Origin of the sequence: Hoeflea algicola, from assembly GCF_026619415.1 — a bacterium.
Lineage (GTDB): Bacteria > Pseudomonadota > Alphaproteobacteria > Rhizobiales > Rhizobiaceae > Hoeflea > Hoeflea algicola.
The window spans coordinates 138,214-163,766 of the sequence record NZ_JAOVZR010000003.1 but is presented as its reverse complement, the minus strand read 5'-3'; the positions used below and the strand labels follow the sequence as shown (position 1 = coordinate 163,766).

The 25,553-nt window shown below is 61.1% G+C and carries 25 protein-coding genes; 21 read left to right on the top strand and 4 right to left on the bottom strand.

Annotated features, from left to right (window positions below; all coding sequences use genetic code 11):
- The first annotated feature begins 48 nt into the window (after positions 1-48).
- The 15 genes from OEG84_RS24575 (at position 49) to OEG84_RS24505 (ending at position 15,193) form a co-directional block, all read left to right on the top strand.
- On the top strand, positions 49-645 hold the full coding sequence (locus tag OEG84_RS24575) for a DUF1419 domain-containing protein (RefSeq protein ID WP_267656517.1): 597 nt from the start codon (positions 49-51) through the stop codon (positions 643-645).
- An 8-nt stretch (positions 646-653) separates the two neighbouring features.
- Positions 654-1,052 (top strand): DUF3085 domain-containing protein, encoded by a 399-nt coding sequence (locus OEG84_RS24570; RefSeq protein ID WP_267656516.1) that lies wholly within the window; start codon positions 654-656, stop codon positions 1,050-1,052.
- A gap of 87 nt (positions 1,053-1,139) precedes the next feature.
- Positions 1,140-6,245: a DEAD/DEAH box helicase family protein gene (locus OEG84_RS24565; protein ID WP_267656515.1), complete on the top strand. Its 5,106-nt coding sequence runs from the start codon at positions 1,140-1,142 to the stop codon at positions 6,243-6,245.
- Positions 6,246-6,497: 252 nt separating this feature from the next.
- Entirely contained in the window at positions 6,498-8,162 is a 1,665-nt protein-coding gene (locus OEG84_RS24560; RefSeq protein ID WP_267656514.1) for a ParB/RepB/Spo0J family partition protein, read from the top strand.
- 89 nt (positions 8,163-8,251) lie between these two features.
- Complete coding sequence (locus tag OEG84_RS24555) at positions 8,252-8,782, top strand: hypothetical protein (RefSeq protein WP_267656513.1); 531 nt, start codon at positions 8,252-8,254, stop codon at positions 8,780-8,782.
- Positions 8,721-9,599: a DUF7007 domain-containing protein gene (locus OEG84_RS24550; protein ID WP_267656512.1), complete on the top strand. Its 879-nt coding sequence runs from the start codon at positions 8,721-8,723 to the stop codon at positions 9,597-9,599. Before OEG84_RS24555 ends, OEG84_RS24550 begins: the two co-directional genes overlap by 62 nt.
- A 204-nt stretch (positions 9,600-9,803) precedes the next feature.
- Positions 9,804-10,046, top strand: coding sequence for a hypothetical protein (locus tag OEG84_RS24545; protein WP_267656510.1), 243 nt, complete (start codon positions 9,804-9,806; stop codon positions 10,044-10,046).
- Between the two features lie 401 nt (positions 10,047-10,447).
- Entirely contained in the window at positions 10,448-11,035 is a 588-nt protein-coding gene (locus OEG84_RS24540) for a hypothetical protein (protein ID WP_267656509.1), read from the top strand.
- A gap of 107 nt (positions 11,036-11,142) precedes the next feature.
- Complete coding sequence (locus tag OEG84_RS24535; RefSeq protein WP_267656508.1) at positions 11,143-11,397, top strand: type II toxin-antitoxin system prevent-host-death family antitoxin; 255 nt, start codon at positions 11,143-11,145, stop codon at positions 11,395-11,397.
- On the top strand, positions 11,372-11,785 hold the full coding sequence (locus OEG84_RS24530) for a type II toxin-antitoxin system PemK/MazF family toxin (RefSeq protein ID WP_267656507.1): 414 nt from the start codon (positions 11,372-11,374) through the stop codon (positions 11,783-11,785). Before OEG84_RS24535 ends, OEG84_RS24530 begins: the two co-directional genes overlap by 26 nt.
- Before the next feature lie 324 nt (positions 11,786-12,109).
- Positions 12,110-12,295 carry a hypothetical protein gene (locus OEG84_RS24525; protein WP_267656506.1) on the top strand — a complete coding sequence of 62 codons (186 nt, stop codon included), beginning with the start codon at positions 12,110-12,112 and terminating at the stop codon, positions 12,293-12,295.
- Between the two features lie 267 nt (positions 12,296-12,562).
- Entirely contained in the window at positions 12,563-13,492 is a 930-nt protein-coding gene (locus OEG84_RS24520; protein WP_267656505.1) for an ArdC family protein, read from the top strand.
- 647 nt (positions 13,493-14,139) lie between these two features.
- A complete protein-coding gene (locus tag OEG84_RS24515; RefSeq protein WP_267656504.1) occupies positions 14,140-14,457 on the top strand; it encodes a DUF736 domain-containing protein in 318 nt (105 codons plus the stop codon).
- A gap of 107 nt (positions 14,458-14,564) precedes the next feature.
- Positions 14,565-14,810, top strand: a complete 246-nt coding sequence (locus tag OEG84_RS24510) for a type II toxin-antitoxin system Phd/YefM family antitoxin (protein ID WP_252917522.1) — start codon at positions 14,565-14,567, stop codon at positions 14,808-14,810.
- Positions 14,807-15,193, top strand: coding sequence for a type II toxin-antitoxin system VapC family toxin (locus OEG84_RS24505; RefSeq protein ID WP_267656502.1), 387 nt, complete (start codon positions 14,807-14,809; stop codon positions 15,191-15,193). The genes OEG84_RS24510 and OEG84_RS24505 overlap by 4 nt, the downstream gene beginning before the upstream one ends.
- Positions 15,194-15,224: 31 nt before the next feature.
- On the opposite strand, the gene OEG84_RS24500 is transcribed toward OEG84_RS24505, so the two are convergent.
- The 4 genes from OEG84_RS24500 to traC form a co-directional block, all read right to left on the bottom strand.
- Positions 15,225-15,485, bottom strand: a complete 261-nt coding sequence (locus OEG84_RS24500; protein ID WP_267656501.1) for a WGR domain-containing protein — start codon at positions 15,483-15,485, stop codon at positions 15,225-15,227.
- Between the two features lie 96 nt (positions 15,486-15,581).
- Complete coding sequence (gene traG / locus OEG84_RS24495; protein WP_267656500.1) at positions 15,582-17,492, bottom strand: Ti-type conjugative transfer system protein TraG; 1,911 nt, start codon at positions 17,490-17,492, stop codon at positions 15,582-15,584.
- Entirely contained in the window at positions 17,479-17,694 is a 216-nt protein-coding gene (traD, locus tag OEG84_RS24490; RefSeq protein ID WP_267656499.1) for a type IV conjugative transfer system coupling protein TraD, read from the bottom strand. The genes traG and traD overlap by 14 nt, the downstream gene beginning before the upstream one ends.
- A 4-nt stretch (positions 17,695-17,698) precedes the next feature.
- Entirely contained in the window at positions 17,699-17,962 is a 264-nt protein-coding gene (gene traC, locus OEG84_RS24485) for a conjugal transfer protein TraC (RefSeq protein ID WP_267656498.1), read from the bottom strand.
- Between the two features lie 256 nt (positions 17,963-18,218).
- Here traC and traA point away from each other — a divergent pair, with 256 nt between their 5' ends.
- From traA to OEG84_RS24455, 6 genes are all read left to right on the top strand, one after another.
- Positions 18,219-21,530 carry a Ti-type conjugative transfer relaxase TraA gene (traA, locus tag OEG84_RS24480; protein WP_267656496.1) on the top strand — a complete coding sequence of 1,104 codons (3,312 nt, stop codon included), beginning with the start codon at positions 18,219-18,221 and terminating at the stop codon, positions 21,528-21,530.
- Positions 21,531-21,553: 23 nt separating this feature from the next.
- Positions 21,554-22,057, top strand: a complete 504-nt coding sequence (gene traF, locus OEG84_RS24475; RefSeq protein ID WP_425602936.1) for a conjugative transfer signal peptidase TraF — start codon at positions 21,554-21,556, stop codon at positions 22,055-22,057.
- Positions 22,058-22,061: 4 nt separating this feature from the next.
- Positions 22,062-23,201 (top strand): conjugal transfer protein TraB, encoded by a 1,140-nt coding sequence (locus OEG84_RS24470; RefSeq protein WP_267656493.1) that lies wholly within the window; start codon positions 22,062-22,064, stop codon positions 23,199-23,201.
- 132 nt (positions 23,202-23,333) lie between these two features.
- The gene (locus OEG84_RS24465; RefSeq protein ID WP_267656492.1) at positions 23,334-24,071 is read left to right on the top strand and encodes a LuxR family transcriptional regulator; all 738 of its coding nucleotides are present in this window, start codon (positions 23,334-23,336) and stop codon (positions 24,069-24,071) included.
- A gap of 86 nt (positions 24,072-24,157) precedes the next feature.
- Positions 24,158-24,829, top strand: coding sequence for an acyl-homoserine-lactone synthase (locus tag OEG84_RS24460; RefSeq protein ID WP_267656491.1), 672 nt, complete (start codon positions 24,158-24,160; stop codon positions 24,827-24,829).
- Positions 24,830-25,130: 301 nt separating this feature from the next.
- Entirely contained in the window at positions 25,131-25,460 is a 330-nt protein-coding gene (locus OEG84_RS24455) for a transcriptional repressor TraM (protein WP_267656490.1), read from the top strand.
- The last annotated feature ends 93 nt before the right edge of the window (positions 25,461-25,553 follow it).

Sequence of the window (25,553 nt, the reverse complement as noted above, 5' to 3'; positions counted from 1 at the left end):
CAGGGTGCACCGCGCTCCAGCCCGGGACAGGCCCCGAAGGAGCCCGCCATGACCTCTCCCATCCGCAAGATCTATTTCGGAATCGCCGACCGCCAGCAGATGTTCAGACTCTTCGACCGCCATGCCCAACGGCCCAATCGCCGGCAGAACGACGACAGCGCGCTTTACGCTGGCGAATGGTTCGAAATCGCCCGTGCCGAGCATGACTATATGCTCGAAATCATCCCGCCGCTCTGGATGCGCGGCGAGATGTTCGCCATGCGCGAATTCCTGACCGGCAGCATCACCAGCGTCTTCTATACGCTCGGTATCAATGGCGTGACCCGGTTCTTCCACGCCTATTGCGACCTGTCCGATCCGCGCTCGCCCTACGAAATGCGTGATGCCATCGTTGAGCGCGAGCGCCGGCCGGTCACGGCGATGACCCGCGACGAGCGCATCGAGCATATCTGGAGCGACACTCATGACGATTACCGCGGCTATGCCGGCGCGGACTTCCGTCCCGAACATCGCGGCAAACGCAAGGTCGTCGTTTATGGTCGCCCGGGGACCAGCTTTCAGCTGCTCGACCACCTGACCGACGCGCAGATCGCGGAAAAGCTGCCCGTTCATTTGCGGCACCTTCCGCTGCCAGTCGCCGCGTGAGGTTCGCTATGTTCACATTTCCAATAATTGCGGTGCGCAAGGTCATCGCGCGCGGCGAAGAAGATGCGGCCGCCAATGGCGGCTTCCGCAATCCGTATTACGGCACCAGGCTAGGCGAGGGCGAAAAGTCCGGTTTCTGGCTCGTTGGCGACGAGGGCGTCTACATCATCTCCAACGGCAAGCTCGCCGAGGGTGAGACACCGCTCGTCATCTATTCGACCGAGTGCCATCCCAAGGGCGATGCGGACTGGTGGGATTACAAGAGCCGGCATTTCGGCGGAGATGACGGCATCGAGTTCATCGATGCCGACCTCGTAGTTCCGTGCTTCGCCCGGAACTTCGCCGCGTCCTATCTCGGGATCGAGCTCACCGAGAACGAGATCTCGTTCTCGCTGATCACCCGCTAACTCCGCTTTCAAATCCGCACGCTGGCAACGCCGCTGGGTCCCCTGGCGGCGCGGCTTCGTTCGCCCTCAATCCAGGAGAAACCATCAATGTCGGACCACGACCGCTTCGCCCTCGACATGTTCGGCAGTTCGCAGAACGCCTTGTCCTCCGGGCTTGGCTTCGGCGTCACCGCTTTTGCCGATAGTCCAGAAATCGAACCCGACAGGGGCGTACCGCCGCCGGCGGCAGCGGCCAACCGGTCCAAGAGCCAGCAGCCTGCGGAACGACATGCCGCCGAAGCGCCCGAGCGCGGCAGCAATTTTCATCTTTCCGGTCGCCGGAACCTCGCCAAGGGCTGGAGAGCCCGGGCGCGCGACAATCTCGCCGCCATCTCGCTCGCTGCGACAATCGCGGCCGAGGACAGGCCCGCGACGCCGGAGGAACAGGCTCGTCTTGTTCGCTTCACAGGCTTTGGCGCCTCCGATCTTGCCAACGCGATCTTCTCCCGGCCCTGCGAGGACGGTTTCCGCAAGGGGTGGGAAGACCTTGGTGAAGAGCTGCAGGAGGCCGTGAACGAGGCCGATTACGCCTCGCTTGCCCGCTGCACGCAATATGCCCATTTCACGCCGGAGTTCATCGTCCGGACGATCTGGAAGGGCCTTGAACGACTCGGATGGCGTGGTGGCCGCGTCCTCGAACCGGGCATCGGCACGGGCCTCTTCCCGGCCCTGATGCCTGAGCCGTTTCGCGCATCCTCATTCGTCACCGGCGTCGAGCTCGATCCAGTGACAGCCCGGATTGCCGGGTTCCTGCAGCCGGTCGCCCGCATCATCGAAGGCGATTTCGCGCGTACCGATCTGCCGGCGCATTTCGATCTCGCCATCGGCAATCCGCCCTTCTCGGACAGGACCGTGCGGTCAGACCGTGCCTATCGGTCGTTGGGACTGCGGCTGCACGACTATTTCATCGCGCGGTCGATCGATCTTTTGAAACCCGGTGCGCTCGCCGCCTTCGTCACATCGTCGGGCGCGATGGACAAGGCAGACGCCACAGCGCGTGGACATATCGTCAAATCCGCCGATCTGATCGCGGCGATCCGCCTGCCCGAGGGCAGCTTCCGGCAGGATGCGGGAACGGACGTCGTCGTCGACATCCTGTTCTTCCGCAAGCGCAAGCCCGGCGAGCTGCAGGGCAACGCGAGCTGGCTGGACCTGGCAGAGATTGCACCCGCCAGCGAGGACGGCGAGGCCATCAGGGTCAACCGCTGGTTCGCCGATCACCCCGATCATGTGCTCGGCCACCACGCAACCACATCCGGTCCTTTCGGCGAAACCTATACCTGCCTGGCAGGTGAGGGCGATCTCAAAGCTGCGTTGGACGCCGCAATCTATCTTCTTCCGGAAGCGCTCTATGACGGCGAACCCGGAGAGATCGATTTCGATCTCGAAGTCGGTGCGACGCCGACCGATGTCGCCAGACCTGGGGACGCCCATGTCCGCGAGGGGAGTTTCTTCTTCGACACACCGAAAGGGCTGATGCAGATACTCGACGGCATGCCCGCGCCGGTTCCCGTCCGCAAGGGCCGTTCCGGAGATGGCTTCTCGGAAAAGCAGGTCAACATCGTCAGGAAGCTGATCCCGGTCCGCGATGCGGTGCGCGCGGTTCTCAAGGCTCAAGAGATCGATCAGCCGTGGCGCGGTCTTCAGGTGAAGCTGCGTATCGCCTGGTCGAGCTTCGTGCGCGATTTCGGGCCGATCAACCACACCAGGGTGTCGATCTCGGAGAATGAGGAGACCGGCGAAACCCGGGAAACACATCGCCGGCCGAACTTGCATCCCTTCCTCGACGATCCGGACTGCTGGCTGGTCGCCTCCATAGAAAATTACGATCTCGATACCGACACCGCCAAGCCCGGCCCGATCTTTTCTGAACGGGTGATTGCGCCGCCATCACCGCCAGTGATCACCAGCGCCGCCGACGCTCTGGCCGTCGTCCTCAACGAACGCGGCCATGTCGATATTGACCATATCGCCGAGCTTTTGCATGAGAATCGCGACACGGTCATCGAGGGACTTGGCAGCGCGATCTATCGCGATCCGGCGGATGAGTCCTGGCAGACCGCAGACGCCTATCTGTCCGGCCAGGTGCGCGACAAACTGGCGATCGCGGAAGCGGCCGCTGAGCTGGACCCGGCCTACAGGCGCAATGTCGAGGCGCTGGAGGCGGTGCAGCCGGCCGATCTCAGCCCGTCCGAGATCACCGCCCGACTCGGTGCGCCCTGGATTCCCGCCAGTGATGTCGCCGACTTCGTCAAGGAAACGATGGGGCCCGAAATCCGGATTCGCCACATGCCGGAACTCGCTTCATGGACGGTCGATGCACGCATGCTGGCCTACCGCGCCGAAGGCACCTCCGAATGGGGCACGAAGCGCCGGCATGCCGGCGAACTCATCGCAGACGCCCTCAATAGCCGTATCCCGCAGATCTTCGACACGGTGAAGGACGGCGACAGCGAGCGCCGGGTCCTCAATGTCGTCGACACCGAGGCGGCCAAGGAGAAGCTCACCAAGATCAAGACCGCCTTTCAGACCTGGGTCTGGTCCGATCCGGACCGTACCGACCGGCTGGCGCGGGTCTATAACGACCGCTTCAACAATATCGCGCCCCGATCCTTCAACGGGGATCATCTCCAGCTACCGGGCGCCTCAGGCGCCTTTTCGCTTTATGGGCACCAGAAACGCGGCATCTGGCGGATCATCTCGTCCGGCGCGACCTATCTTGCCCACGCCGTCGGCGCCGGCAAGACCATGACGATGGCGGCCGCCATCATGGAACAGCGCCGCCTCGGCCTGATCTCGAAAGCCATGTTGGTCGTACCCGGACACTGCCTGGCCCAGGCCGCCCGCGAATTCCTGGCGCTTTATCCGACTGCGCGGATACTCGTCGCCGACGAGACGAATTTTTCCAAAGACAAACGTCACCGCTTCCTGTCGCGCGCCGCGACGGCCACCTGGGACGCGATCATCATCACGCATTCCGCCTTCAAGTTCATCGCCGTACCGGCAGTCTTCGAAAAGCAGATGATCGAGGATGAGCTCGCGCTTTATGAAGACATGCTCACCAGGGTCGAAAGCGACGATCGGGTGTCGCGCAAACGCCTTGAACGGCTGAAAGAGGGCCTGAAGGATCGGCTGGAATCGCTGGCGACCGTCAAGGACGATCTCTTGACCATTTCCGAGATCGGCGTCGATCAGATCATCGTCGACGAGGCGCAGGAGTTCCGGAAACTCTCCTTCGCCACCAACATGTCGACCTTAAAAGGCGTCGATCCGAACGGCTCGCAGCGGGCCTGGGACCTCTACGTGAAATCCCGATTCATCGAGACAAAGAACCCGGGTCGGGCACTGGTGCTGGCCTCGGGTACGCCGATCACCAATACGCTTGGTGAAATGTTCTCGGTTCAGCGCTTCCTCGGCTTCGACGCGCTCAAGGAACGCGGTCTGCACGAATTCGACGCCTGGGCCTCGACTTTCGGCGATGTGACGACCGAACTCGAATTGCAGCCCTCGGGCAAATACAAGCCCGTCTCGCGCTTTGCGACCTTCGTCAATGTGCCGGAACTGATCGCCATGTTCCGCTGCTTCGCCGATGTCGTGTTGCCGGAGGATCTGAAGCAATATGTGAAAATCCCCGCTGTCTCGACGGGCAAACGACAGATCGTCACCGCCAAGCCGACCGACGACTTCAAGCTCTATCAGCACGTGCTGGAGGCGCGCATCAAGGCCATTGAGAAACGCGAAGGTCCGGCCAAGCCCGGTGACGACATCCTGCTTTCGGTCATCACCGATGGCCGCCACGCGGCAATCGATCTCCGTCTGGTCGATCCCGACAATGACAATGAGCCGGACAACAAGCTCAACAAGCTGATCGAGAACAGCTTCCGCATCTGGCGCAAGACCGGCTCCAACACCTATCTGACCCGTGAGGGCAAGCCCTTCGATCTGCCGGGCGCGGCGCAGATGATCTTTTCCGATCTCGGCACGATCAGCGTCGAGAAAAGCAGAGGCTTTTCCGCCTATCGCTGGATCCGCGACGAGCTCGTTCGTCTCGGCGTTCCGGCGTCCGAAATCGCCTTCATGCAAGATTACAAGAAGACCGAGGCCAAGCATCGCCTCTTCGCCGATGTCAATGCGGGCAAGGTCCGCTTCCTGATTGGTTCCTCGGAAACCATGGGCACAGGCGTCAACGCCCAGCTTCGCTTGAAGGCCCTTCATCATCTCGACGTGCCCTGGCTTCCCTCTCAGATCGAGCAGCGCGAGGGCCGCATTGAGCGGCAGGGCAATCAGCATGACGAGATCGACATTTTCGCTTACGCCACCGAAGGCTCGATGGATGCGCAGATGTGGCAGAACAACGAGCGCAAGGCCCGGTTCATCGCTGCGGCCCTCTCCGGCGACACATCCGTTCGCCGGCTCGAAGATCTGGGCGAGGGGCAGGCCAACCAGTTCGCCATGGCCAAAGCGATCGCTTCCGGCGACCAGCGCCTGATGCAGAAGGCAGGCCTCGAAGCCGACATTGCCCGGCTCGAACGCTTGCGCGCCGCGCATCGAGACGATCTCTTCGCCGTTCGCCGCCAGATCCGCAATGCCGAGCGCGATATCGAGCACGACACGCGGCGGATCGTCGAGATAGGTAAGGACATCGAGCGTCGGATTCCGACCGCCGGCGATGCCTTTGCCATGACCGTTGCCGGGCAATCCTTCACCGAGCGCAAGCCTGCCGGCCGTGCCCTGATGAAGGAAATCATGACGCTCGTGCATCTTCGCGAGGAGGATGAAAAGACGATCGCCACGATTGGCGGCTTCGATCTCGTTTTCTCGGGCCAGCGTGTCGGTCAGGACGATTTCCAGTACGACGTAACGATTGCGCGGACTGGCGCGGAAACGGAGATCGACCTGGCGCTGACCGTCACTCCGCTCGGCGCCGTGTCGCGCATCGAGCATGTGCTTTCCGGTTTCGAGGACGAGCGGTCGCAATATCGCTTCCGACTCGATGATGCCAAGCGCCGGTGGGCCTCCTATCAATCCCGCCAGGGCGGGGAATTCGGCTTCGAAGACGAGCTTGCAGAGAAGCGCCAACAACTCGCCAAAATCGAAGCCGATCTGGCGGATGAGGTATTGAAGGAGCGGGAGAATGCCGGGGAGGCGGCCTGAAGAAGAAGGAGGAAGGGGACCGGTCGCAGATCGGTTGGGCCCGGCGACGCTGTCGCTCAACCGCCGCCTGCGCCATCCCGGCCCGTCGTCCTTCGCAGGTCTTGTCAGCCCCGCTTGTCCGGCCGGGCAGGGACGCTCGACCGCAGTTGCACCGGCCCGCCCGCTCCGCAGTCCCGGGGATGTCTTCGAGAAGAAGACGAAAAAGGGAACCGGTGGCGTGCCGGGTCCTCAATCCCCAACCAGGAGCTTCCAATGCATATCATCAAGATCGACCCGCGCGCTCTGAAGGACAATCCCGACGATGCCCGCAAATCCAAATCCACACCGCAGGGCGATGCGCTGCTGGCCGCGACCATCAAGGCCGTCGGCATCATCCAGCCGCCAGTCGTTTCCCCCGAAGCCGATGGTGGCAACGGCTTCATCATCCAGGCCGGCCATCGCCGTACCAGAGGCGCGATCGCCGCGGAGCTCGAGGAGATCGAGGTCATCGTGACCGATCCGGCCGAGGACGGCGGCGCCATGCGCTCCATGGTCGAAAACATCGCCCGTGAGCCGCTCAACCCCGTGGACCAGTGGCGCGCCATTGAGCGCCTGGTCGCGCTTGGCTGGACCGAGGAAGGCATCGCCGCGGCGCTGTCGCTTTCGGTGCGCCAGATCAAGAAGCTCCGGCTTCTCGCCAATGTGCTTCCCGCCATGCTGGACCAGATGGCCAAGGGCGACATGCCGGACGAACGGCAGCTCAGGACAATCGCCGCGGCCTCGATTGCGGAGCAGAAGGAGGTCTGGAAGGCCCACAAGCCCAAGAAGAATGAAACGACGTCCTGGTGGTCGGTTGCCAATGGCCTGTCCAAGACCCGCATGTATGCCCGCGACGCCAGCTTCGACGATGAGCTCGCGCAGGCTTACGGCATCGCTTGGGTCGAGGACCTCTTTGCGCCCGCCGACGAAGACAGCCGTTACACGACGGATGTCGAGGCCTTTCTCGGCGCCCAGCAGGAATGGATGACCAACAATCTGCCCAATAATGGCATGATCACCGAGTCCAACAATTGGGGGCAGCCGGAATTGCCCAAGAAGGCCGAGCGGATCTACGGCAAGCCGAAGAAGTCCGATTGCACGGCCATGTATCTCGACCGTGAGGGAAAGGTGCAGTCCGTCGTCTACCGGATGCCGGAGCCGAAAGCCGCCAAGGGCAAGGCAGCGGACGGCGGCGCTGTCGCGTCGGCGCAGCGCCCCGATGTCACCCAGAAAGGCCAGGACATGATCGGCGACTTCCGCACCGACGCGCTGCACGAGGCGCTTCAACGCGCACCGATCGAGGACGATACGCTGATGGCGCTGCTCGTCATCGCCTTTGCCGGTCAGAACGTCCGCGTCGATACCGGGTCGGGCAATACGGGTTCGTTCCGCAGCCAGATCGCGCCCCATGCCGCGACCCTGGTCGATAAAGCCGGCAATCTTGCCTTCGACAAGGACACGCTCCGCATTGCCGTGCGCTCGGTGCTGATCGAGGTGCTGTCGTGCCGCCGCAACATGTCGAACAGCGGCATTGTCTCGCGGATCGCCGGCGCCGTTGTCGGAGCTGACGGCTTCCTGCCCAATATGGGGACGGAAGACTTCCTTCTATGCCTCTCCCGGCAGGCGCTCGAGGCCGCATGCGCGGACACCTCGGTGTTGCCGCGCAACAAGGTTCGCGACACCCGCGCTGCGCTCGTCGAGCATTTCAAGGAGGAACGCTTCGTCCACGCTTCGGCGCTCTTCGCGCCGGAGGCAAACGAACTCGCTGGCTGGAAGGCCCGCAACGAGCTCACCGAGGACGAGGAAGCCGGGGATGCCGACGGCTCCATCGACGAGCCGGATGAGGGCGACATCGACCCGGACGCGGTGTCCGAAGGCTTCCGCGAGGCCGCCGAATAGCGGTCTTCTTTCTTCCGAACGCAAATCACGCCGCCGGCATCGTCCGGCGGCGTTTCCATTTCCAATCCGTCCAACAGGAGGACATCACCATGTCCGCACAACTGATCTACGACCAGGCGCCGCTCGGCGCGATCATTCGCTATTCCGACGGCACGCCGCGCCCACCGGAACGGCACCGCCGCAAGCTCCAGGCCTGGGAGAACCGCAACAATAGGGGCCGACTGGTCAAGAAGACGGCCGGTCGCCACACTGGCGAGATCACCTTTCCCGGCAGTTTCAGCCTTCACGAGGGCGATTTCGCCAGCTTGGCCGTCATCGTGCTGCGGGTTTTCAGGACGTTCTCGGTCGACAGCGCTCTCGAGTTCTCGGTCGTTGAGCAGCCCGCCCCAGGCTCGATCCTGGTGCTGGATCGTCCCGGTGAAGCCAGCGAGCTGGTCCATGTCGCCCAGAACCGGCAGGCGGCCGATGAATGGCTGTCGCGCCACGGCTACCCCGATGCAGTGCTGCAAGAGGTGACCGCTGACCAGGCGGCGGCCGATCATGTTGAGGGAGGGCAGCATGACTCCTTCCACCCAGACCCTCCCTTCCGCTTCACAGATCCCGGACATTTCCGGGGTTGAGTTCGGGACCAGCGCCGAGGGATTTCCCGTGGCGCGCGTCGATGACGCCGCCTACGCCATGCTGCCGGCGCGGGACGGGACACACCACCTCGCCATGGCGTGGTTCGTGCGCCGCCCATTGCCGGAGCTCGTCCGCGCCGACTTCTTCGGTCATAGCGGCCAGCTTGCCGACGAGGCCGCGTTCCGTGCCAAGGTGTTCGAACAGGCCGAGCACGCACGCGAAAAGCATGACCTCGGCCGCCGCGAGATCAGCTTCCATGCACATACGCCTTGGGGGTTGTCGCAGGGCGCGACAGTGTTTGCCGAAGGCGTCGTTTGCCACTCTACTGCGGGCCATGGCGGGTTCCACCTGTCGACCGAGCGCAACGCGAAGGTCGACCGAAGGCTTCGGACGACCAACGGCTGGTATGAAGAGGATGTCGAGTGGGCGATTGTCGCCCTGACCTTCCCGGATCTGTTCACCACATTCGAGCGGCGCAGTGCCGAGCAGGCGATCAAGGACAGCTGGCCGGACGCCTGGGAGGCGATCTCAGGAGCTGTGCTCGAAGCCGGCCAATCCCGGGAAAAGGATCGCCGGGCCTTCCAGTCTCGCCATGTCGGCGACTGGATCGTGATCTCCGCCATCAGGTCGAATCATCACGGCGGCATTGTCGAGGTCATCGCAACGCCCGGCGGCAATCGCGACCAAGGAGCCGACGAACGCCGATTTCTGGTCCCGTCCGCGGAATACACGGTCGGCCCACTTGGTTTCGTCGTCGATCCAGTCCGCCATGCAATCTACGAGGGTCCGTCGAGCTTTGACGGATGGGAGCGGTGATTGCCGTCCCCTGGAAACTCATCGCCACGGCGTTCGGCTGGCGCGCCAGCTTCCGGATGGAAGGCGCCCATCCGAAGCTCATCATCCATCACAGGAGGTACAGCACTCGGTTTGCGGGGGTCGACGCGTGGAAGCGCGCGGTTCTGACCTCGATCCACGCACCCCGCTTCATCACCCCGAAAAGGAAACCCAGACCATGACCACATGGATCGTTGCAGTCCATATTCTAGTGACGCCGATACCACCAATCCCCGTGCGGACATCGCCGAAACGCTCGAAGTCCTCCTTGATGGAACCGCATCATTTACGGGTCCGGCCAATGTCGCCATCATCGACTGGGCCGTCGCCGGCGAGGACCTTGCGGCGTCCATGGCCCCTGCCGCCATCCCGCCAGACTATGAACCCGGAAGCATGCCCTTCCCGCAATGGCTGGTAGGCAAGGTTTAGCGCAGCGATCTCCCGAACCGCATCGGCAGACGCAGCGGTGGTTTGGTCGGGTGAGCGGTCCGGTTGGCGATCGTCATTTCCTTCACACATCGCCGCCAGTGGAGCGCCATGTCTGCCGGCCTTCCCTTCGGGACAGGCTGCGGTCGTAAACCGGCGGCCGGAGCCTTCAAGGCCGCTGACGCGCCGCGGTGCGGCCGCGCGGACCATCCTCGCCAAGCCGGTCCCGCGGTATGGCGCAAGGGCTGAAAGCCCTGCTGACCCGCAGGACAGGTTCGCTCGGCCCGGTCCGCGCGGACCCTGAAGCCTCCGTCTTTCCACCGGTTTTTCCTGACCGCGCCCGAAGGGAAGGCCGGCAGTCCGGCTTGAGCCTTCGGCCATACCGTGAAGGAAAGGAAACTCACATGACCAGTACCGCTCGTTCTTCCCGTCAATCCGCCAAGGTTACCCAGCTTCGCAAGGGCGCTTCGCTCGAAATGGTCCGACTTGCCTGCCCCGATAGCGCTCAGGCCTCCCTCATCTCCGAAAGCTTCGGTCTTCCCGTGATCGACAGCGACGGCATTCGCGACCTCCACCACAAGATCATCGTCGATACGGCCGATTCCCTGAACGAGGGTCTCGGCGAACGGGCGATGCAGATCCACCTGCAGCGCATCGTCGGTTCGTTTGTCGGCTCCGCCCACGGGGCCGGACAATTCTACAGCCGCGCCGTGACCGAGGCCCGCGATGCCACGGCCAAGGGATCCAATGACACTCGGGACGAGGACATCGATGGCCCGGTCGGCTTCGATGGGGCAGCCCAACGCAAGCGCGAATTCGCAGCCGATATGGGCCTGCAAGCCCACGCGCTCCGCTGCGCCGCCGAAGGCGTCGTGACCGCTTACGAAGAGGTGGTCGGCGAGGCCTGGAAGCCCTTCCAGCGCCCGATCGACAACCCCGGCCAGACGGTCGATCGCAAGGCGGCCGAACTGCAGATGGCCGCACTCAGCTAGGCCATACGGGCGGATCTTCGGCTCCGCCCCTTTTTTGTCGACACGAAGACTCGAATTGACAAAACAACGTAAAATACCTATTTTAGGTGAAACGCTGGAGCCGCAGGATGAAGCATTACACGTTCTCCGACATGAATCGCGCCTCGGGCGAAATCCTCGAGGCGGCGATGATCGAACCGGTCGTGCTCACCAAGCACGGCAAGGAGAAGCTCTTTGTTCTCTCCGCGCGCGACTATCACCGCATGCGTGGCGAGCCGAGCCCGACGAAGTCCTATTCCCTGCACGATGTGCCAGACGATGTCCATGAGGAGCTGATGTCCGGCATAGACGCCATCCTTGAGCCTGCAAAAGAAGATGTTTGAACAGGGCGACGTCGCCGAGTTCCATTATCTGTGGCATCGTGAGGCGGAAAAGGGCGAGGAATCCGGCCGGAAGCCTCGCCCTGTCTGCGTCGTCATCAAGACACCCGGCAATCCGGATGTCGTGTTTCTCTTTCCATTTACATCCAGGCAGCCCCCTGCCGATCAGACCGCTTTGAGCGTGCCGGAGATCGAATGCCGCCGCATTGGCCTTGCCGCGCCCTGCTGGATCATTCTCGACGAGTTCAATCGCGTCGAGATGGACAAGGACTACGATTTCGTTTCCACCGAGCCCATCGGTTCGGTTAGCGCCGCGTTTTTGCGCGAGATCGCCGCGACCATTCGGCAAGCAGCACGCCGCGCCGGAGTAAGAGCCGTCAAAAGGACCTGACACTCCGCTTCGGCGGCTGGCGTGCTTTCCCTCTCATCGCGACATTCCAGGATTGATCTGGACGGGGCGGAGCGCTCCGGAGCTGTCCCTTCCTGGGCGGTCAATGCCGTGCGCCACAGGGCTCTCAATCCGGGGAGGTCCAATCTCGCTCTTTTTGGGATGGCATTCCTGGTGCGGCGCGGACTTCCACGATCAACCCGCATGGGGTCCGCTCGCAAGCGGCGGCCGCTTGGCTTTGGCCTGCGCGGTGATCGCGTCCGCTGGGCCGCACACTGACGGAGCCATCAGAGCGGGATTGGCCCGCTCCAACGATGGAGCCCTCAAATGTCGCACGATCTTTCCCTCGCCCAGAAACACGCCTGGAACCTCGCACGCATCCTCATGACCCCAGTCGTCCTCTTCCAGTCCGACGACGAATACGGGGTTCTGCCCGCTGATGAATTCGAGGACGCGGACGTCATCGGCCTTTACCTCTACGATCCTTATTCCGGCGGCGAGGCTCTTCACTGAGCCAACCAACTCCTGCCACTCGACGGGCGGCGCTCAGGCGCCGCCTTATTCGCTTCGACAGGGCGCCGATTCCTGTCCGTCCCGGGCAAGGTCCGGGCGGAGCCGGCAGGTCCGGCAACGGCTTCGCCGTCCTCCACTTCGTTCCGGCCCTGACCACCCCTCTATCGCGGGGCCCCGGTCGGGTGCCGATCCAGCCTCCATGCTCCGCCTTTTGCGGACCCGTGACGGACCGCGATCGGCGCGGTCCTGAATTCAGGAGGTCTGAAAATGAAAAGGAAAGAGAAAAGCCCGCGCGTCGATATCTATGCGCGGATCACCGAGACGATCGTCACTGAACTGGAAAAAGGTGTCCGGCCCTGGATGAAACCCTGGAGCGCGGGACGGCTCGAAGGCCGGATTACGCGACCGCTCCGGCACACCGGCGAGCCGTACACTGGCATCAATGTCCTCCTGCTCTGGTCGGAAAGCCTCGCCCGAGGCTTCGAAGCGCCACTCTGGATGACCTACCGGCAAGCCGGTCAGATCGGGGCACAAGTCCGCAAGGGCGAGACCGGCGCAACCGTTGTCTATGCCAGCCGCTTCACCAAGACCGAAACGGATTCCCGTGGCGACGAGGTCGAGCGGGATATCCCGTTCCTCAAGACCTACACCGTCTTCAATTGCGATCAGATCGATGGATTGCCTGAGCACTTTTATCACCGGCCGGACAAGATCACCGATCCGATATCGCGGATCGAGCACGCGGACCGCTTCTTCGAGAATACCGGCGCTGTGATCCGCCATGGCGGCCCGAGAGCCTTCTTCGCTCCCGCAAGCGATCACATACAGATGCCGCCCTTCGAGAGCTTCCGGGATGCGGAATCCTACGTGGCTGTCCTCTGCCATGAAGCAACCCATTGGACTGCGCCAGCGCACCGCGTGGGTCGCGATCTCTCACGCTATCATAGGGATCGCTCCGAACGTGCGAGGGAAGAGCTTATTGCCGAACTCGGAAGCTGCTTCTTATGTGCCGATCTCGGTGTTGTGCCTGAGCTGGAGCCCCGGCCGGATCACGCCAGCTACCTTCAGTCGTGGTTGCGGATCCTGAAGGACGACAGACGGGCGATCTTTCAGGCGGCGGCGCATGCACAACGCGCCGTGACCTATCTTCATGGTCTTCAACCGGCTCAGCTTACTGAAGAGCAAGAGGCGGCGTAATGCATTCCTTCCGAATGACCCTGGCGGAGTGCGATCAGCTCTCCGCCGGCTGTATCCCGGCTTTGCAGTGCTCGTGTCTACCACAGCAATGATACCGCTTCCTCATCGGCTATATCGAGGTTGTGAATAAGGGATCAAAAGGCTTTGGTCATCACGGCCCTTGCGTCGATGTACCTGCTCATTCCCTTTCGATCGCCACAACATCCAAACTTAGTTCAACGCACTGTGGGGGATGAGAGCGGTGTCGCATTCTGTGAGAAAGGCTCGACAGCGCCACGTGGTAACCTCGTCGTTGGCAAGGGCTTCATGTTATGCTGTCCGATCATATTTCGGATCGGGGGTTGCGATACGACGGTTGCCGGTCTTCACTCCCGTTCAAATGTCACCAACGCGCCGCCCAATGCGGTCTCGATTGAGGCATGTCTGACCGGAAAACGGCTTCGCCTCGCTCGGCCTGACGCAACGGCGCTTCGAAACTTTCTTCCCCTTCGAACTTCATTCGAATTCCTCGCGAGCCAAGAAAGTGTCTCCCCGCCGTCCTCCATTTCATTTCGTCCCCTTTGGGGTGCGCGCCGATCGCTCCCGGTCTCCTGACAGCCATCGAGGCCGCGATAGGCGCGGCCCGAAACATCGAAAGGATGAAGACAATGGCAAACATCGGCACTTTCACCACCGCGAAGAACGGTTTCACCGGTCAGATCAAGACCCTCGCCCTAAACGTCAAGGCCCGCCTCGAACGCGTCGAAACCCCTTCCGAGAACGGCCCGCAGTTCCGCATCTTCTCCGGTGCCGCCGAACTGGGTGCCGGGTGGCAGAAGCAGGCAAAGGGAACCGAGCGGGATTACATCTCGGTCAAGCTGGATGACCCGAGCTTCCCTGCTCCGATCTACGCAACCCTGATCGAGGTGGACGGCCAGGAAGGGTTGCAGCTGATCTGGTCCCGCCCGAACGGCAATCGCGACTAACCGTCGGAGGAGGGCCTCGTCGCAAGACGGGGCCTTCCGCGCGATGGGGTGTATTGAACTTCGGCTGCAAATGAACTAAGTTGAATGGACTAAGCAGGAGCACCGCTATGCACACCGTCAATATCCACGAGGCCAAGACACACCTGTCGCGTCTGATAGAGAAGGCCGCGAAGGGCGAACCCTTTATCATCGCCAAAGCGGGCAAACCGCTTGTGAAAGTCATGGCGCTGGATGCACCGATGCCCGGCGCAACAAAGCGCACCGGCTTCATGGCCGGTCAGTTCACCGTGCCTGATGACTTTGATTGCATGGGTGACGAAGACATCGAAGCAATGTTTGGAGGCGATGCGTGAGGTTCCTTCTCGATACCCATCTTCTTTTGTGGGCCGCAAGCAATCCAGAGCAGTTGCCCGCACAAGCGCGTGCCGAAATCGAGAACTCCGACAACGATTTGATCTTTAGCGCGGCGAGTCTTTGGGAAGTCGCTATCAAGACAGGCCTGGGACGCCCGGATTTCGCGGTCGATCCACGGTTACTGAGGCGTGGGTTGGTGGACAATGGCTATCATGAACTGGCGATCACCGGTGAACATGCGATCGGCCTTTTGGTGCTTCCTCCCATACACAAGGATCCTTTCGATCGTATTCTGATTTCGCAGGCCGTTGCCGAGGAAATTGTCCTGATGACCGTGGACGAGAAGATCGCGCGATATCCGGCGCCGGTCCGGTGCTTTTGATTGTTCGCAACATCGGTGGGCGTCAAAGCTATCAGCGCCGCTGTACTGCCGCATCGCGATATCCGCGGCGCCTTTTGCTACGCTCAAGACGGTGCAGCGCGGACCCTGCATCGGCGTTCGTATCGAATGTTTCCATCATCGTCTGACCGCGTCTTCCAATCCTTCCCCAGTCGCGAATGAGCGACGCGCCGCCGAACAGCGTGGGCTGAAGGCTCAGGCTGTAGAAGCGGCGCATATTCTGGGCCGGGTCGATGCGACGAAGATGAACCTGGTCGGGAGTGAATGTCTGCATGCGAAGAGTCTCTTCGACACCGCAACCCAAGTCCAATGAGTTGTGTGAATCAAAGCAGGACAATTGATTCACAACGTTGATACACATTCCTCGCGATCAGCGATGGAACCGGTTCTTGCCAACGACGCTTTTCATGTCATTGCGCCGAAACCAGATGGCGCGTCCGCATCTGAGCGGCGGATTACCCGAGGTGAAAACGATCTGCTCGTCGCCGCGCATGCGCAGCACTTCTTCCGGTAATATCAGAGGCCGTGCCGCCAACTGCTTGGAGCGCGTTCGCGACGACCCCGACATCTGCAATGTGCGGCTCAACTGGTCGACCTCCACCGTGGTATTGCCGCAGCGTCGCGAGATGTAGTCCGCGGTCTCGGGATCGTTGATTGCGGCGAAGGATACCCATGAGGCGCTCTCGAACCATTTCGATGCGGCGTCACGACCGCCATAGGTTTCGCGCATCTGGCCGATCGACTGGAAAAGCAGAAGCAGGCTGATGCCGTATTTACGACCGGCATCGCGCGCGGTTTCCAGAATGCGCAGGTAACCGAGCCGAGCCACCTCATCGAGCAGGAACAGGGTGCGGCCGCCGATCTCGCCGCTCCGGTTGTAGATGGCGTTGAGAAGCGCGCCGATGATGGTGCGGGCCAACCCCGGATGGGCCTCCAGTGTTTTAAGGTCGAGGTTGACGAAGATGTCGGTCTTGCCGCCGGCGATGTCATCGGTCGAGAAACTCGAACCTGAAACGAGTGCAGCATAGTTCGGGTAGCTCAGCCAGTGTGTTTCCTTGATCGCGTTGGCGTAAACACCGGAGAAGGTTTCCGGCGTCATGTTGACGAAGGCGGCGACGTTCTCTCGAACGAATGCGGTTTCTGAATTGTCGTGGATCCTCTGCAATCGCTCGCGCAATTTGGGCTCAGGTTCGGACAGGTTCATGCGCATCTGGCGCAGCGTCTGGTTTTCCGTTTCCGTATGCCCTGACAGGCAGACGTCGGCGATCAGAGCGGTGATAAGTTGCAGGGCGGAGGCGCGGAAGAAGTCGTCGCGCATCGAAGTCTGACGTCCGGTATCGGTCACCACCCAACTTGCGACCGCAACGACATCCTCCTCCTTGGTACCGCCGAACCTGCCGATCCAGTCGAGCACATTGAACCCGACCGAGGCGTCCTTGGGGCTGAGCACGAAAACCTCATGTCCAGCACGCCGCCGCTGATCGATCACCATGGGTGCGGCCTCGTTTGATGGATCGAGCGCAACGAGCCCTCCACCCCATTTGAGCGCAGTAGGGATCGTCACCGAAGTGGTCTTGAACCCGCCCGATCCGGCAAAGACCAGTCCGTGCGTCGATCCGAACGAGGCGTCGAAGCAGAGCAGCGATGACCTCCCTCCATTGCCCCACGTATCATTGACATCAGTACGGAATGGTCGGTTCGCCACACTGTCCTGGTCGACGCGATATGCCTCGCCAAGGACAATGCCGCCACCCTCACCGAACATATTCTTGGCGGCGGCGACGGACATCCAGTCGGCTGATCCGTGGATTGCGCGCTTTCCCGTCACCCGCCGCGGCTTCATTGTCGCGAACGCCGCATCACCATTGAGAGCGACGCGGAGCGCAAACATGCCAGCCACAAAACAAAGTATTGCGCCGATGCCGGTCGAAGGATCGGCATATTCGAGCAGGCTGTGTCCCGCCGGAACCGCGTCTGCAAAACCGCTGAGGCGTGTAGTTTCCCGCGTCGCGGCAATGGCGATCACGGCAATTGCACCGGTAAGAACACCGTATCCGGCGAACCTGATCGCCATTGCTCCGCGCGCTGCAAACAGGAAAACGATGCCGAGACCCGCGGCTAGGCCATAGGGTATGGCGATGCCGATCCGCCCAAACGTCTGTTGCGTCTCAACCGAATTTCCAAATTGCGCCAACCAGGCTTCGGAACCTTTTAACCCGATGCAGACGGCGATCATCATGCCGACGGGCGCAAGCAGAAGAATGAGCTTACTCGGTGTCATCGGAAAACGCCTCCGCTCCGATCGCCGTCAGCCGTTCTCGCTCATTCTCGTCGCCTTTGATCCGCCGCGTGCCGTCGATCAGAAGGCCAAGCAGGAGCGCGCGCTTCTCGTAGCGCAAGCCTGCCTTGGCAATCAGGCCGCCGAGCTGAATTTTCTCGCGCGTGTCTTTCCTGCGCTTTTCCGATTGGCTTGCTTGTCGCATGCGCTCAAGCCTCGCTATTTGCGCGCGAAGCCGCGCCAGACGGGTTTTGCGCGGGAGGGACTTTCCGGGTCTCGCCGCCGCGCTCACGAAACCGTTTGGCCAGGTCCTCAAACGCCGTCAGCAGCTTACCCTCGTCGGCTTCGACTTCGCCAATCCCGGCCTTGAGCGCGATCCGGCCGATCCGTTCGGCCTCACGCGTCTCTGCGGCCTTCAGCTGCTCCTGGAGTTTGGCGATCTCTTCTTTGATTCTGGATGATGGCTTCTTCATTCCGTTTGCTCCCGATTGTCACGAATGCCCCGAAGGCATGAGGAGAATCGCCCGGGAGCGCGTGAAGCGCATCCCGGCAGAAATGCCGGGTCGGCAGATCCGACGCTTTGAGAGATCATCCCTGCGTTCCGAAGGAATGCGTCCAAGGGCGCAGTAATACGTCGCTGGGGCGACGTGGCTCGCTGCGGTCCCAGTCGGGCCGGGGCGGCAGCCTGCGGAACAAGGATGAACTTGTCTCGCAGGAGCCTGATGAACCGTGGCGATCACGCATTTTACACCCCAGCTTATTTCCCGTGGAAATGGCCGCAGCGCCGTTCTGTCCGCAGCCTATCGCCATTGCGCGAAGATGAGCCACGAGGCGGAAGCGCGCACAGTCGACTATTCCAACAAGAAGAACCTCGCCCACGAAGAATTCCTGCTGCCCCCCGATGCGCCGAAATGGGTGCGGGAGATGATCGCCGATCGTTCGGTTGCCGGGGCAGCGGAAGCCTTCTGGAACAAGGTAGAGGCATTCGAAAAACGCAACGACGCCCAGCTCGCCAAGGAATTCATTGTCGCTTTGCCCGTCGAGCTTACTCGCGACCAGAACATCGCGCTCGTCCAGCAGTTCGTCTCAGAGCAGGTGCTCGCTCGCGGGCAAGTGGCCGATTGGGTCTTCCATAACGATCGCGGCAATCCGCATATCCATCTGATGACGACATTGCGTTCGCTCACCCAGGACGGGTTCGGTTCCAAGAAGGTCGCGGTGATTGGCCCGGATGGAAACCCGGTTCGAACCAAAACCGGGAAAATCCAATACAAACTTTGGTCCGGCGAGAAGGCGGAATTCCTCGAACAGCGGCAGAGATGGCTCGATCTCCAAAACCATCACCTCGCAATGGCCGGTCTCGAAATCCGTGTCGATGGCCGGTCCTACGCCGAACGCAGCATCGACATCGAGCCGACAACCCATATCGGCGTTGCGGCAAAGGCGCTGCAGCGCAAGGCAAGCGATGCGGGAACCAGGATCGATCTCGAACGGCTGGCATTGCATGAGGCCCAACGGAAAAGGAACGCTGCCCGGATCGAGCACAGGCCTGAACTCGTTTTCGATATACTGACGTCAGAACGAAGCGTCTTCGATCAGCGCGACATCGCCAAGGTCTTGCATCGCTATGTCGACGATCCCGAGCGCTTCCGGCGGCTTCTCACTCGGATTACGGAAAGCCCGGAGTGCCTGAAACTCACTGACGAGACAATCGACTTTGCGACCGGGGCACGGGTTCCGGCGCGCCTCACGACCCGTGCGATGATCAGGCTCGAAGCCGAAATGATTTCCCGCGCAAACTGGCTTTCGGGAAGGGACGGGTTCGCGGTTGCGGCGAAAGTCCTGGAAACCGTCTTTTCCCGGCATGACCGGCTGTCGGAAGAGCAGCGGACGGCCATCGAACATGTGGCGGGAGCCGAGCGCATAGCAACCGTGGTGGGCCGCGCAGGGGCCGGCAAGACCACGATGATGAAGGCTGCCCGCGAAGCCTGGGAATTGGCCGGATACAACGTTGTTGGTGGCGCGCTTGCAGGCAAGGCGGCGGAGGGTTTGGAGAAAGAGGCGGGCATTCCCTCCCGTACGCTGGCGTCGTGGGAACTCAATTGGAAACAGGGACGCCGGCGTCTCGATGGCAAGACGATATTCGTGCTCGATGAAGCGGGCATGGTGTCGTCCCGGCAGATGGCGACCTTCGTCGAAGCCATCACCAAAGCCGGCGCCAAACTCGTCCTGGTCGGAGATGCCGAGCAGCTCCAGCCCATCGAGGCGGGTGCCGCCTTCCGTGCCATCGTGGAACGCACCGGATATGCCGAGCTCGAAACCATCTATCGCCAGAAAGAAGACTGGATGCGCGCCGCCTCGCTCGACCTGGCGCGCGGGCGCGTTGCCGAAGCGCTCGCTGCTTACGGCGGGAAGGGCCGGTTGATCGCAAAAACGCTGAAGGCTGAGGCACTGGAAACCCTCATTGCCGACTGGAACCGCGATTACGATCCGGAGAAGTCGACACTGATCCTCGCGCATGTGCGCCGCGATGTGCGTCAACTCAATTCGATGGCGCGCGAAAAGCTGGTTGAGCGGGGTCTGATCGAAGAAGGCCACGCCTTCAAGACCGAGGATGGACCCCGGCGATTCGCCGTTGGCGACCAGATCGTGTTCCTTAAGAATGAAGGCTCGCTTGGCGTCAAGAACGGCATGATCGGCAAGGTCGTCGAGGCAGCGCCCGGCAGGATCGCCGTGGCCGTCGGCGAGGGGGAGGGCGTGCACCGCGTGGACGTCGATCAGCGATTCTATCGCAATCTCGATCATGGCTATGCGACGACGATCCACAAATCGCAAGGTGCAACCGTCGACCGCGTAAAGGTGCTCGCCTCGCTCTCGCTCGACCGGCATCTTACCTATGTCGCGATGACCCGGCACCGGGAGGGCTTGGCCCTCTACTACGGCAGCCGACCCTTCCACCTTGCAGGTGGACTTGAGAAGATCCTCTCCCGCAAGAACGCCAAGGAAGTGACCCTCGATTATGCAAGCGGCCGGTTCTATGCCCAGGCGCTCCGCTTCGCCAACAATCGCGGCCTGCATCTCGTTCGCGTTGCCCGGACGCTATTGCGTGACCGGGTGCAATGGACCATCCGGCAGAAACAGAGACTCGTCGATCTTAGCGTCCGGCTTCGCACCGCCGGCGCGCAGCTCGGCCTTGTCGATCATCCACTTCACCAATCCAGTCAAACAGCCAGAAAGGCCGGGCCAATGGTCAAAGGCGTCTCAAGTTTTACAATGTCGATCACCAACGCGGTCGCCGAAAAGCTGCAGTCCGATCCGGCCCTGCAAAAGCAGTGGGACAATCTCTCTGACCGTATTCGTCTTGTCTATGCGGATCCAGGAACCGCCTTCAAGGCGATGCGTATGGAGACCGTTCTGGAAGACGCGAGCGTTGCCCGCCAGCGTCTTGGCGAAATCGAACAAAACGCCGCGGGCTTCGGCGCGCTGCGCGGTCGGGAAGGACTGTTGGCGAGCCGAGCGGACCGGGAGGACCGTCGTGTGGCGGAGGTCAACGTGCCGGCGCTCCGTCGTGACCTTGAGCGCTACCTCGACATGCGCCAGAAGGCGGTCGCGAATTACAGGTTGGAAGAAGAGGGACACCGCAAGCGAACCTCGATCGAGATTCCGTCCCTGTCGCCGGCCGCGGCCCGGGCAATTGAAAAGATCCGCAACGCCATAGATCGCAACGATCTGCCGGCAGCAGTTGGGTTTGCACTGGCCGACCGCATGGTGAAGGCCGAGCTTGATAGCTTCAACCGGGCCGTTTCCGAACGGTTCGGGGAACGGACGCTGCTCAGCAATGGAGCCAAGGACCTATCGGGTTCGATCTTTGAGAAGGCAGCCCAAGGCATGTCGCCGGGCGAAAGGGAAAAGCTTGCAGTCGCCTGGCCGCTGATGCGGGCCGGCCAGCAGTTGGCCGCTCAGGAGCGGACCCAGCAGGCACTGAAGGAATCGGAAGCGTTGCGGCAAACGCAGAGTAAGAGCCTGGGGCTCAAGCAATGACACGGAGGCGACGTATTGCCATAGTGACGGCACTTCTTTTCCTTCCGGTAGCCCTTTTTGTCGCAGCCTATGGGATGGGGCTGCGGATTAATCTGACACCGAGCTATCCGCTCGGGATCTGGCGCATAGAGATGCTGAGCCGCGCCATTAGCATTGGGGATCGCATCTTCATCTGTCCGCCGTTAACGCACGAGTTTCGACGGGCCCGTGAGCGCGGATATCTGCGCCGCGGCATTTGCCCAGGCTGGCTTAGTCCGTTGATCAAGACCGTTGTTGCACTCCCCGGACAGTCGATTGAAATCGGCGCGTCTGTCGTGATCGACGGAGTGGATTTGCCGCGATCCGCGGTCCAGCCACACGATGGTTCGGGCAGGCCGATAACGCCCTACGCCGGTGGTGCAGTGCCGCCGGGTTTTCTGTTTCTCCACTCACCATTCAAAGGTTCCTATGACTCACGATATTTCGGGCCGATCCCGGCCGCCGGTGTTCTCGGGCTGGCGACACCCGTCCTCACCTTCGTTCCGTGAAGGCTTGATCAGCATCGGTCTTGTTGCAGGCAGCGCCACTGTCGGTGCAATTGCCTGGAGTGGCGCGGTGCTGGCCTTGCCCGCCGCTGTCCTGTTTCCAACGTTCTGGGCGTTAGCACCCAACCGGTTGGTCGCGGGGCTGGTGGCGCTGGCCTATTTCCTTGCAGCATCGCACGGGCTGCCTGTTGGCGTCTCAATCTTCTACGCGAGTGATATGTGGCTCGGGCTTGCCCTGTGGCTCGCGGCCTCGTTTCTGTTCGTACTCGTGCACAGCATGCTTTGGACTTCAAAATCTGGATGGCACCGATCGTTGCGCTACGCGCTTGCATGGATCCTGATGAGCGTTCCGCCCTTTGGCATCATCGGGTGGGCAAACCCAATCACGGCCGCAGGCGTCTTGTTTCCAGATCTGGGCTGGTTTGGATTGATTGCCATGGCTCACGCTTTATCTGCGATGACAACGCGGGCATGGCCGATCGTTGCTCTTGTCATAGGAGCTGTTTTCGCCTTGTCGTCCTTAGACTGGAGCGAACCGCATCCACCGGAAGGCTGGATCGGCATCGACACGCACTTTAACTATGCCTCTCCCGGTGAACACGCAGATTATGCGCAGCATCTCGCCACGTTGGCATTGGTTCAGGATGCGGCGAAAGCCAGCGCGAAGAACATCGTCCTTCCCGAAAGCGCCTTCGGGATCTGGACGCCGACTACCGAACACCTCTGGGTCCGCGCACTTCAGGACCTTGATGTGACGGTGAACGGAGGTGCGATCATTATTGGAGCTGTGGGCTATGACAATGCGATGATCGAGGTGTCTGGGAAAGGCGCGCACATCGTCTACCGCGAGCGCATGCCGGTGCCGGTTTCGATGTGGCAACCTTGGACATCGGGTGGCGCAACGGCCCATGTCTTTGGAAAGCCTGCCGGCAGTTTTGCCGGGACGCTCATCGCTCCTCTGATCTGCTACGAGCAGCTCCTGGTTTGGCCGATCCTGCAATCGATGATCTACAAACCGAGCGTCATCGTGGCAACCGGCAATGGCTGGTGGACCGGCGACACCAACATCGTTGCAATCCAGAAGGCGGCCGCCCTGGCCTGGGCGTCGCTGTTCGGCGTGCCGCTCGTCATCGCCTTTAATACCTGACAGGATTCCCCATCAAACAACGCCCGGAAGCTGACGATCTAGAATTTGTCCAGTTCGACAACTATGCATTGCATATGCGACTCATAATGGAAATATTGCGTCCGAATCTCAGGTTCCGGGAAAGGTAGGACGTTGGAGAATATCGCAGATTCCGATCTGATGGACGCACTCTCAAAAATTTCAGATGTTGCTGACCGGAATTCAACTATCCGGTTTTTGAAAGACGTGGCATCCCAATACGCATTGAATACCATTGCTTATTTTGGTGTCAGCGTTACCGGTCAAAATGAGACCGATCCCTACCTCGCCGTAACCTATCCTCCCGAGTGGGTCGCGCACTACAAGAACCGGCAGTATGTCGATGTCGATCCTGTTGTTCGTCTTGGATTTCACCGTATGCTTCCCCTTGATTGGGACGAGTTCGGAAAGCCTACGGGGCGGTTGAAGACCTTTTTTGGTGAAGCCGGCGAATTCGGTATCGGGAGCCGCGGACTGACAGTTCCGGTGCACGGCCGCCGCGGCGATCGTGCCTTGTTCTCCGTGACGTCAGATCTTTCCGCCCGGGACTGGGCGAGCGCGAAATTACTCTATATGCGCGACTTTCAGGTCCTTGCGATGCACATCCATGATCGTGTGCTCAGCATTAAGGGGCATGCGAACGAACCGGTCAGTCTTTCTCCGCGTGAATTGGAATGCTTGCAATGGATCGCCGAGGGCAAGACGGCCTGGGAATGTGCTGTCATTCTGGGCCTTTCGCAGCACACCGTGCGCTGTTATCTGGAGAGCGCCCGCCACAAGCTCCATGCCACGAGCAATACTCATGCGGTTTCGATAGCTCATAGAGCCGGGCTGCTTTTCGATCCCTTGTAAACTCCGCTGTTGGACCGGATGTTCGTCTCAGAACCCAGCCGGTAACTGGTGTCTCCGTCATCAATCAATGAACGGAGACCACCATCATGATATTCGCAATCGAAAGTGCCGATCAGGACAAGTATCCCGACCTATTTGACGCAATGTTTCGTATGCGGGCCGAAGTCTTTTCTGGTCGCCTCGGCTGGGACGTCACAGTCGAAAACGGCCGGGAGATCGACCGGTTCGATTCCGAAACCCCTCTCTACCTTCTGTCGCTCGATGAGAGATCAGGACAACTCCGTGGCGCTGTACGTCTGCTCCCCACGACTGGCCCCAACATGCTCAGGGACGTATTTTCCGTGCTGATGCCTGGTGGTACGGTCGAAAGCCCGTTGATCTGGGAAAGCTCACGATTCGCGGTCAATCCGCGGATCTTCGAGGCGAGGGATCGTGCAGAAGCGAACCACCTGGTCAACCGAATCACCGTCGAGCTTTTGTGCGGGATGGTTGAAGCCGCCCAGCGGGCCGGTATCGAACACATCGTATCGGTCTTCGACGCCCGAATGGCTCGCATTTTCAGGTCGATCGATTGCCGCTTCGAACAAGTGGGCACGCCAGTGCGGATCGGGAAGACCATGACCTATGCTGGTCTGTTCGATATGAGTGATGCCATGCGGTCACGGCTTGGAGCGGTGGGCAGTTTTCGTTCATCAGTTCTCGCTGATGGTGCAATCCCTCCAGCGTCGGCAACCGCACTTTTTGCGAGTGTCGAATAAATTCAATGCAAACATGCGGGTTGGCGTCTGGCGTTCGCTAGCCTGATGAAATATGCTTTTCCCCGAGGCGGGACGCGCTGCCTCGGGGCGTAGAAACCCCACCACAGCGGTTTGGTGTCGGCCGACCCGACACCGAGGATCCTCTGGCCATTGGCCGGGGGCCTGCGACGTATGTCCAGGTGCCTCGGTGCTAAAGGTCGCAGGGACCGTCTGTGGCGGTTTTCTAACCCCCGGCTTGGGGTCAAGATCTTGTTTGTTCGCGGGGGCGCACCGCGGACCAAGCCGAAGGGGTGGTGCAATATTGCCGGATATCCGCAGCCTTGAACTCAAACCCGATTGCTCAAAGAATGCCATCGAAACGATTCTCGCGGAACTCGAGCAAGACGAGCTTGAGCGACTTGCGATCGACATCATTCGCGAACAACGGTGTCGGTTGGCAAAAGCGCAAGAGCTCTATGAACTGCTCGATACCCTTGAACAAAGGAGTGGTGAGGATTCCCTGGTTGACCAACGCCGACATGAATATCGCCTGGCGCTCGTCATGATGAAGGCCCACCATCCGATCGCTGCGACCGTCATCAACAAGCTGGGTTATATGCCGCCACTCCCGGAAGACATGACCCGCCAGTAGCCGCCCCGCTCAAGTCTGAACGTTAGTGGATTGACCCAAACGGAAGAGTCCGAATTGGGATTCCCATCTGGTTTCGTCCGTCCGGATCTTTGT

Excerpts from the sequence above, each read along its gene's own strand:
- OEG84_RS24575 (WP_267656517.1), top strand. The coding sequence starts at position 49 with ATGACCTCTCCCATCCGCAAGATCTATTTCGGAATCGCCGACCGCCAG.
- OEG84_RS24570 (WP_267656516.1), top strand. The coding sequence starts at position 654 with ATGTTCACATTTCCAATAATTGCGGTGCGCAAGGTCATCGCGCGCGGC.
- OEG84_RS24565 (WP_267656515.1), top strand. The coding sequence starts at position 1,140 with ATGTCGGACCACGACCGCTTCGCCCTCGACATGTTCGGCAGTTCGCAG.
- OEG84_RS24560 (WP_267656514.1), top strand. The coding sequence starts at position 6,498 with ATGCATATCATCAAGATCGACCCGCGCGCTCTGAAGGACAATCCCGAC.
- OEG84_RS24555 (WP_267656513.1), top strand. The coding sequence starts at position 8,252 with ATGTCCGCACAACTGATCTACGACCAGGCGCCGCTCGGCGCGATCATT.
- OEG84_RS24550 (WP_267656512.1), top strand. The coding sequence starts at position 8,721 with ATGACTCCTTCCACCCAGACCCTCCCTTCCGCTTCACAGATCCCGGAC.
- OEG84_RS24545 (WP_267656510.1), top strand. The coding sequence starts at position 9,804 with ATGGATCGTTGCAGTCCATATTCTAGTGACGCCGATACCACCAATCCC.
- OEG84_RS24540 (WP_267656509.1), top strand. The coding sequence starts at position 10,448 with ATGACCAGTACCGCTCGTTCTTCCCGTCAATCCGCCAAGGTTACCCAG.
- OEG84_RS24535 (WP_267656508.1), top strand. The coding sequence starts at position 11,143 with ATGAAGCATTACACGTTCTCCGACATGAATCGCGCCTCGGGCGAAATC.
- OEG84_RS24525 (WP_267656506.1), top strand. The coding sequence starts at position 12,110 with ATGTCGCACGATCTTTCCCTCGCCCAGAAACACGCCTGGAACCTCGCA.
- OEG84_RS24520 (WP_267656505.1), top strand. The coding sequence starts at position 12,563 with ATGAAAAGGAAAGAGAAAAGCCCGCGCGTCGATATCTATGCGCGGATC.
- OEG84_RS24515 (WP_267656504.1), top strand. The coding sequence starts at position 14,140 with ATGGCAAACATCGGCACTTTCACCACCGCGAAGAACGGTTTCACCGGT.
- OEG84_RS24510 (WP_252917522.1), top strand. The coding sequence starts at position 14,565 with ATGCACACCGTCAATATCCACGAGGCCAAGACACACCTGTCGCGTCTG.
- OEG84_RS24500 (WP_267656501.1), bottom strand. The coding sequence starts at position 15,485 with ATGCAGACATTCACTCCCGACCAGGTTCATCTTCGTCGCATCGACCCG.
- traG (WP_267656500.1), bottom strand. The coding sequence starts at position 17,492 with ATGACACCGAGTAAGCTCATTCTTCTGCTTGCGCCCGTCGGCATGATG.
- traD (WP_267656499.1), bottom strand. The coding sequence starts at position 17,694 with ATGCGACAAGCAAGCCAATCGGAAAAGCGCAGGAAAGACACGCGCGAG.
- traC (WP_267656498.1), bottom strand. The coding sequence starts at position 17,962 with ATGAAGAAGCCATCATCCAGAATCAAAGAAGAGATCGCCAAACTCCAG.
- OEG84_RS24460 (WP_267656491.1), top strand. The coding sequence starts at position 24,158 with ATGATATTCGCAATCGAAAGTGCCGATCAGGACAAGTATCCCGACCTA.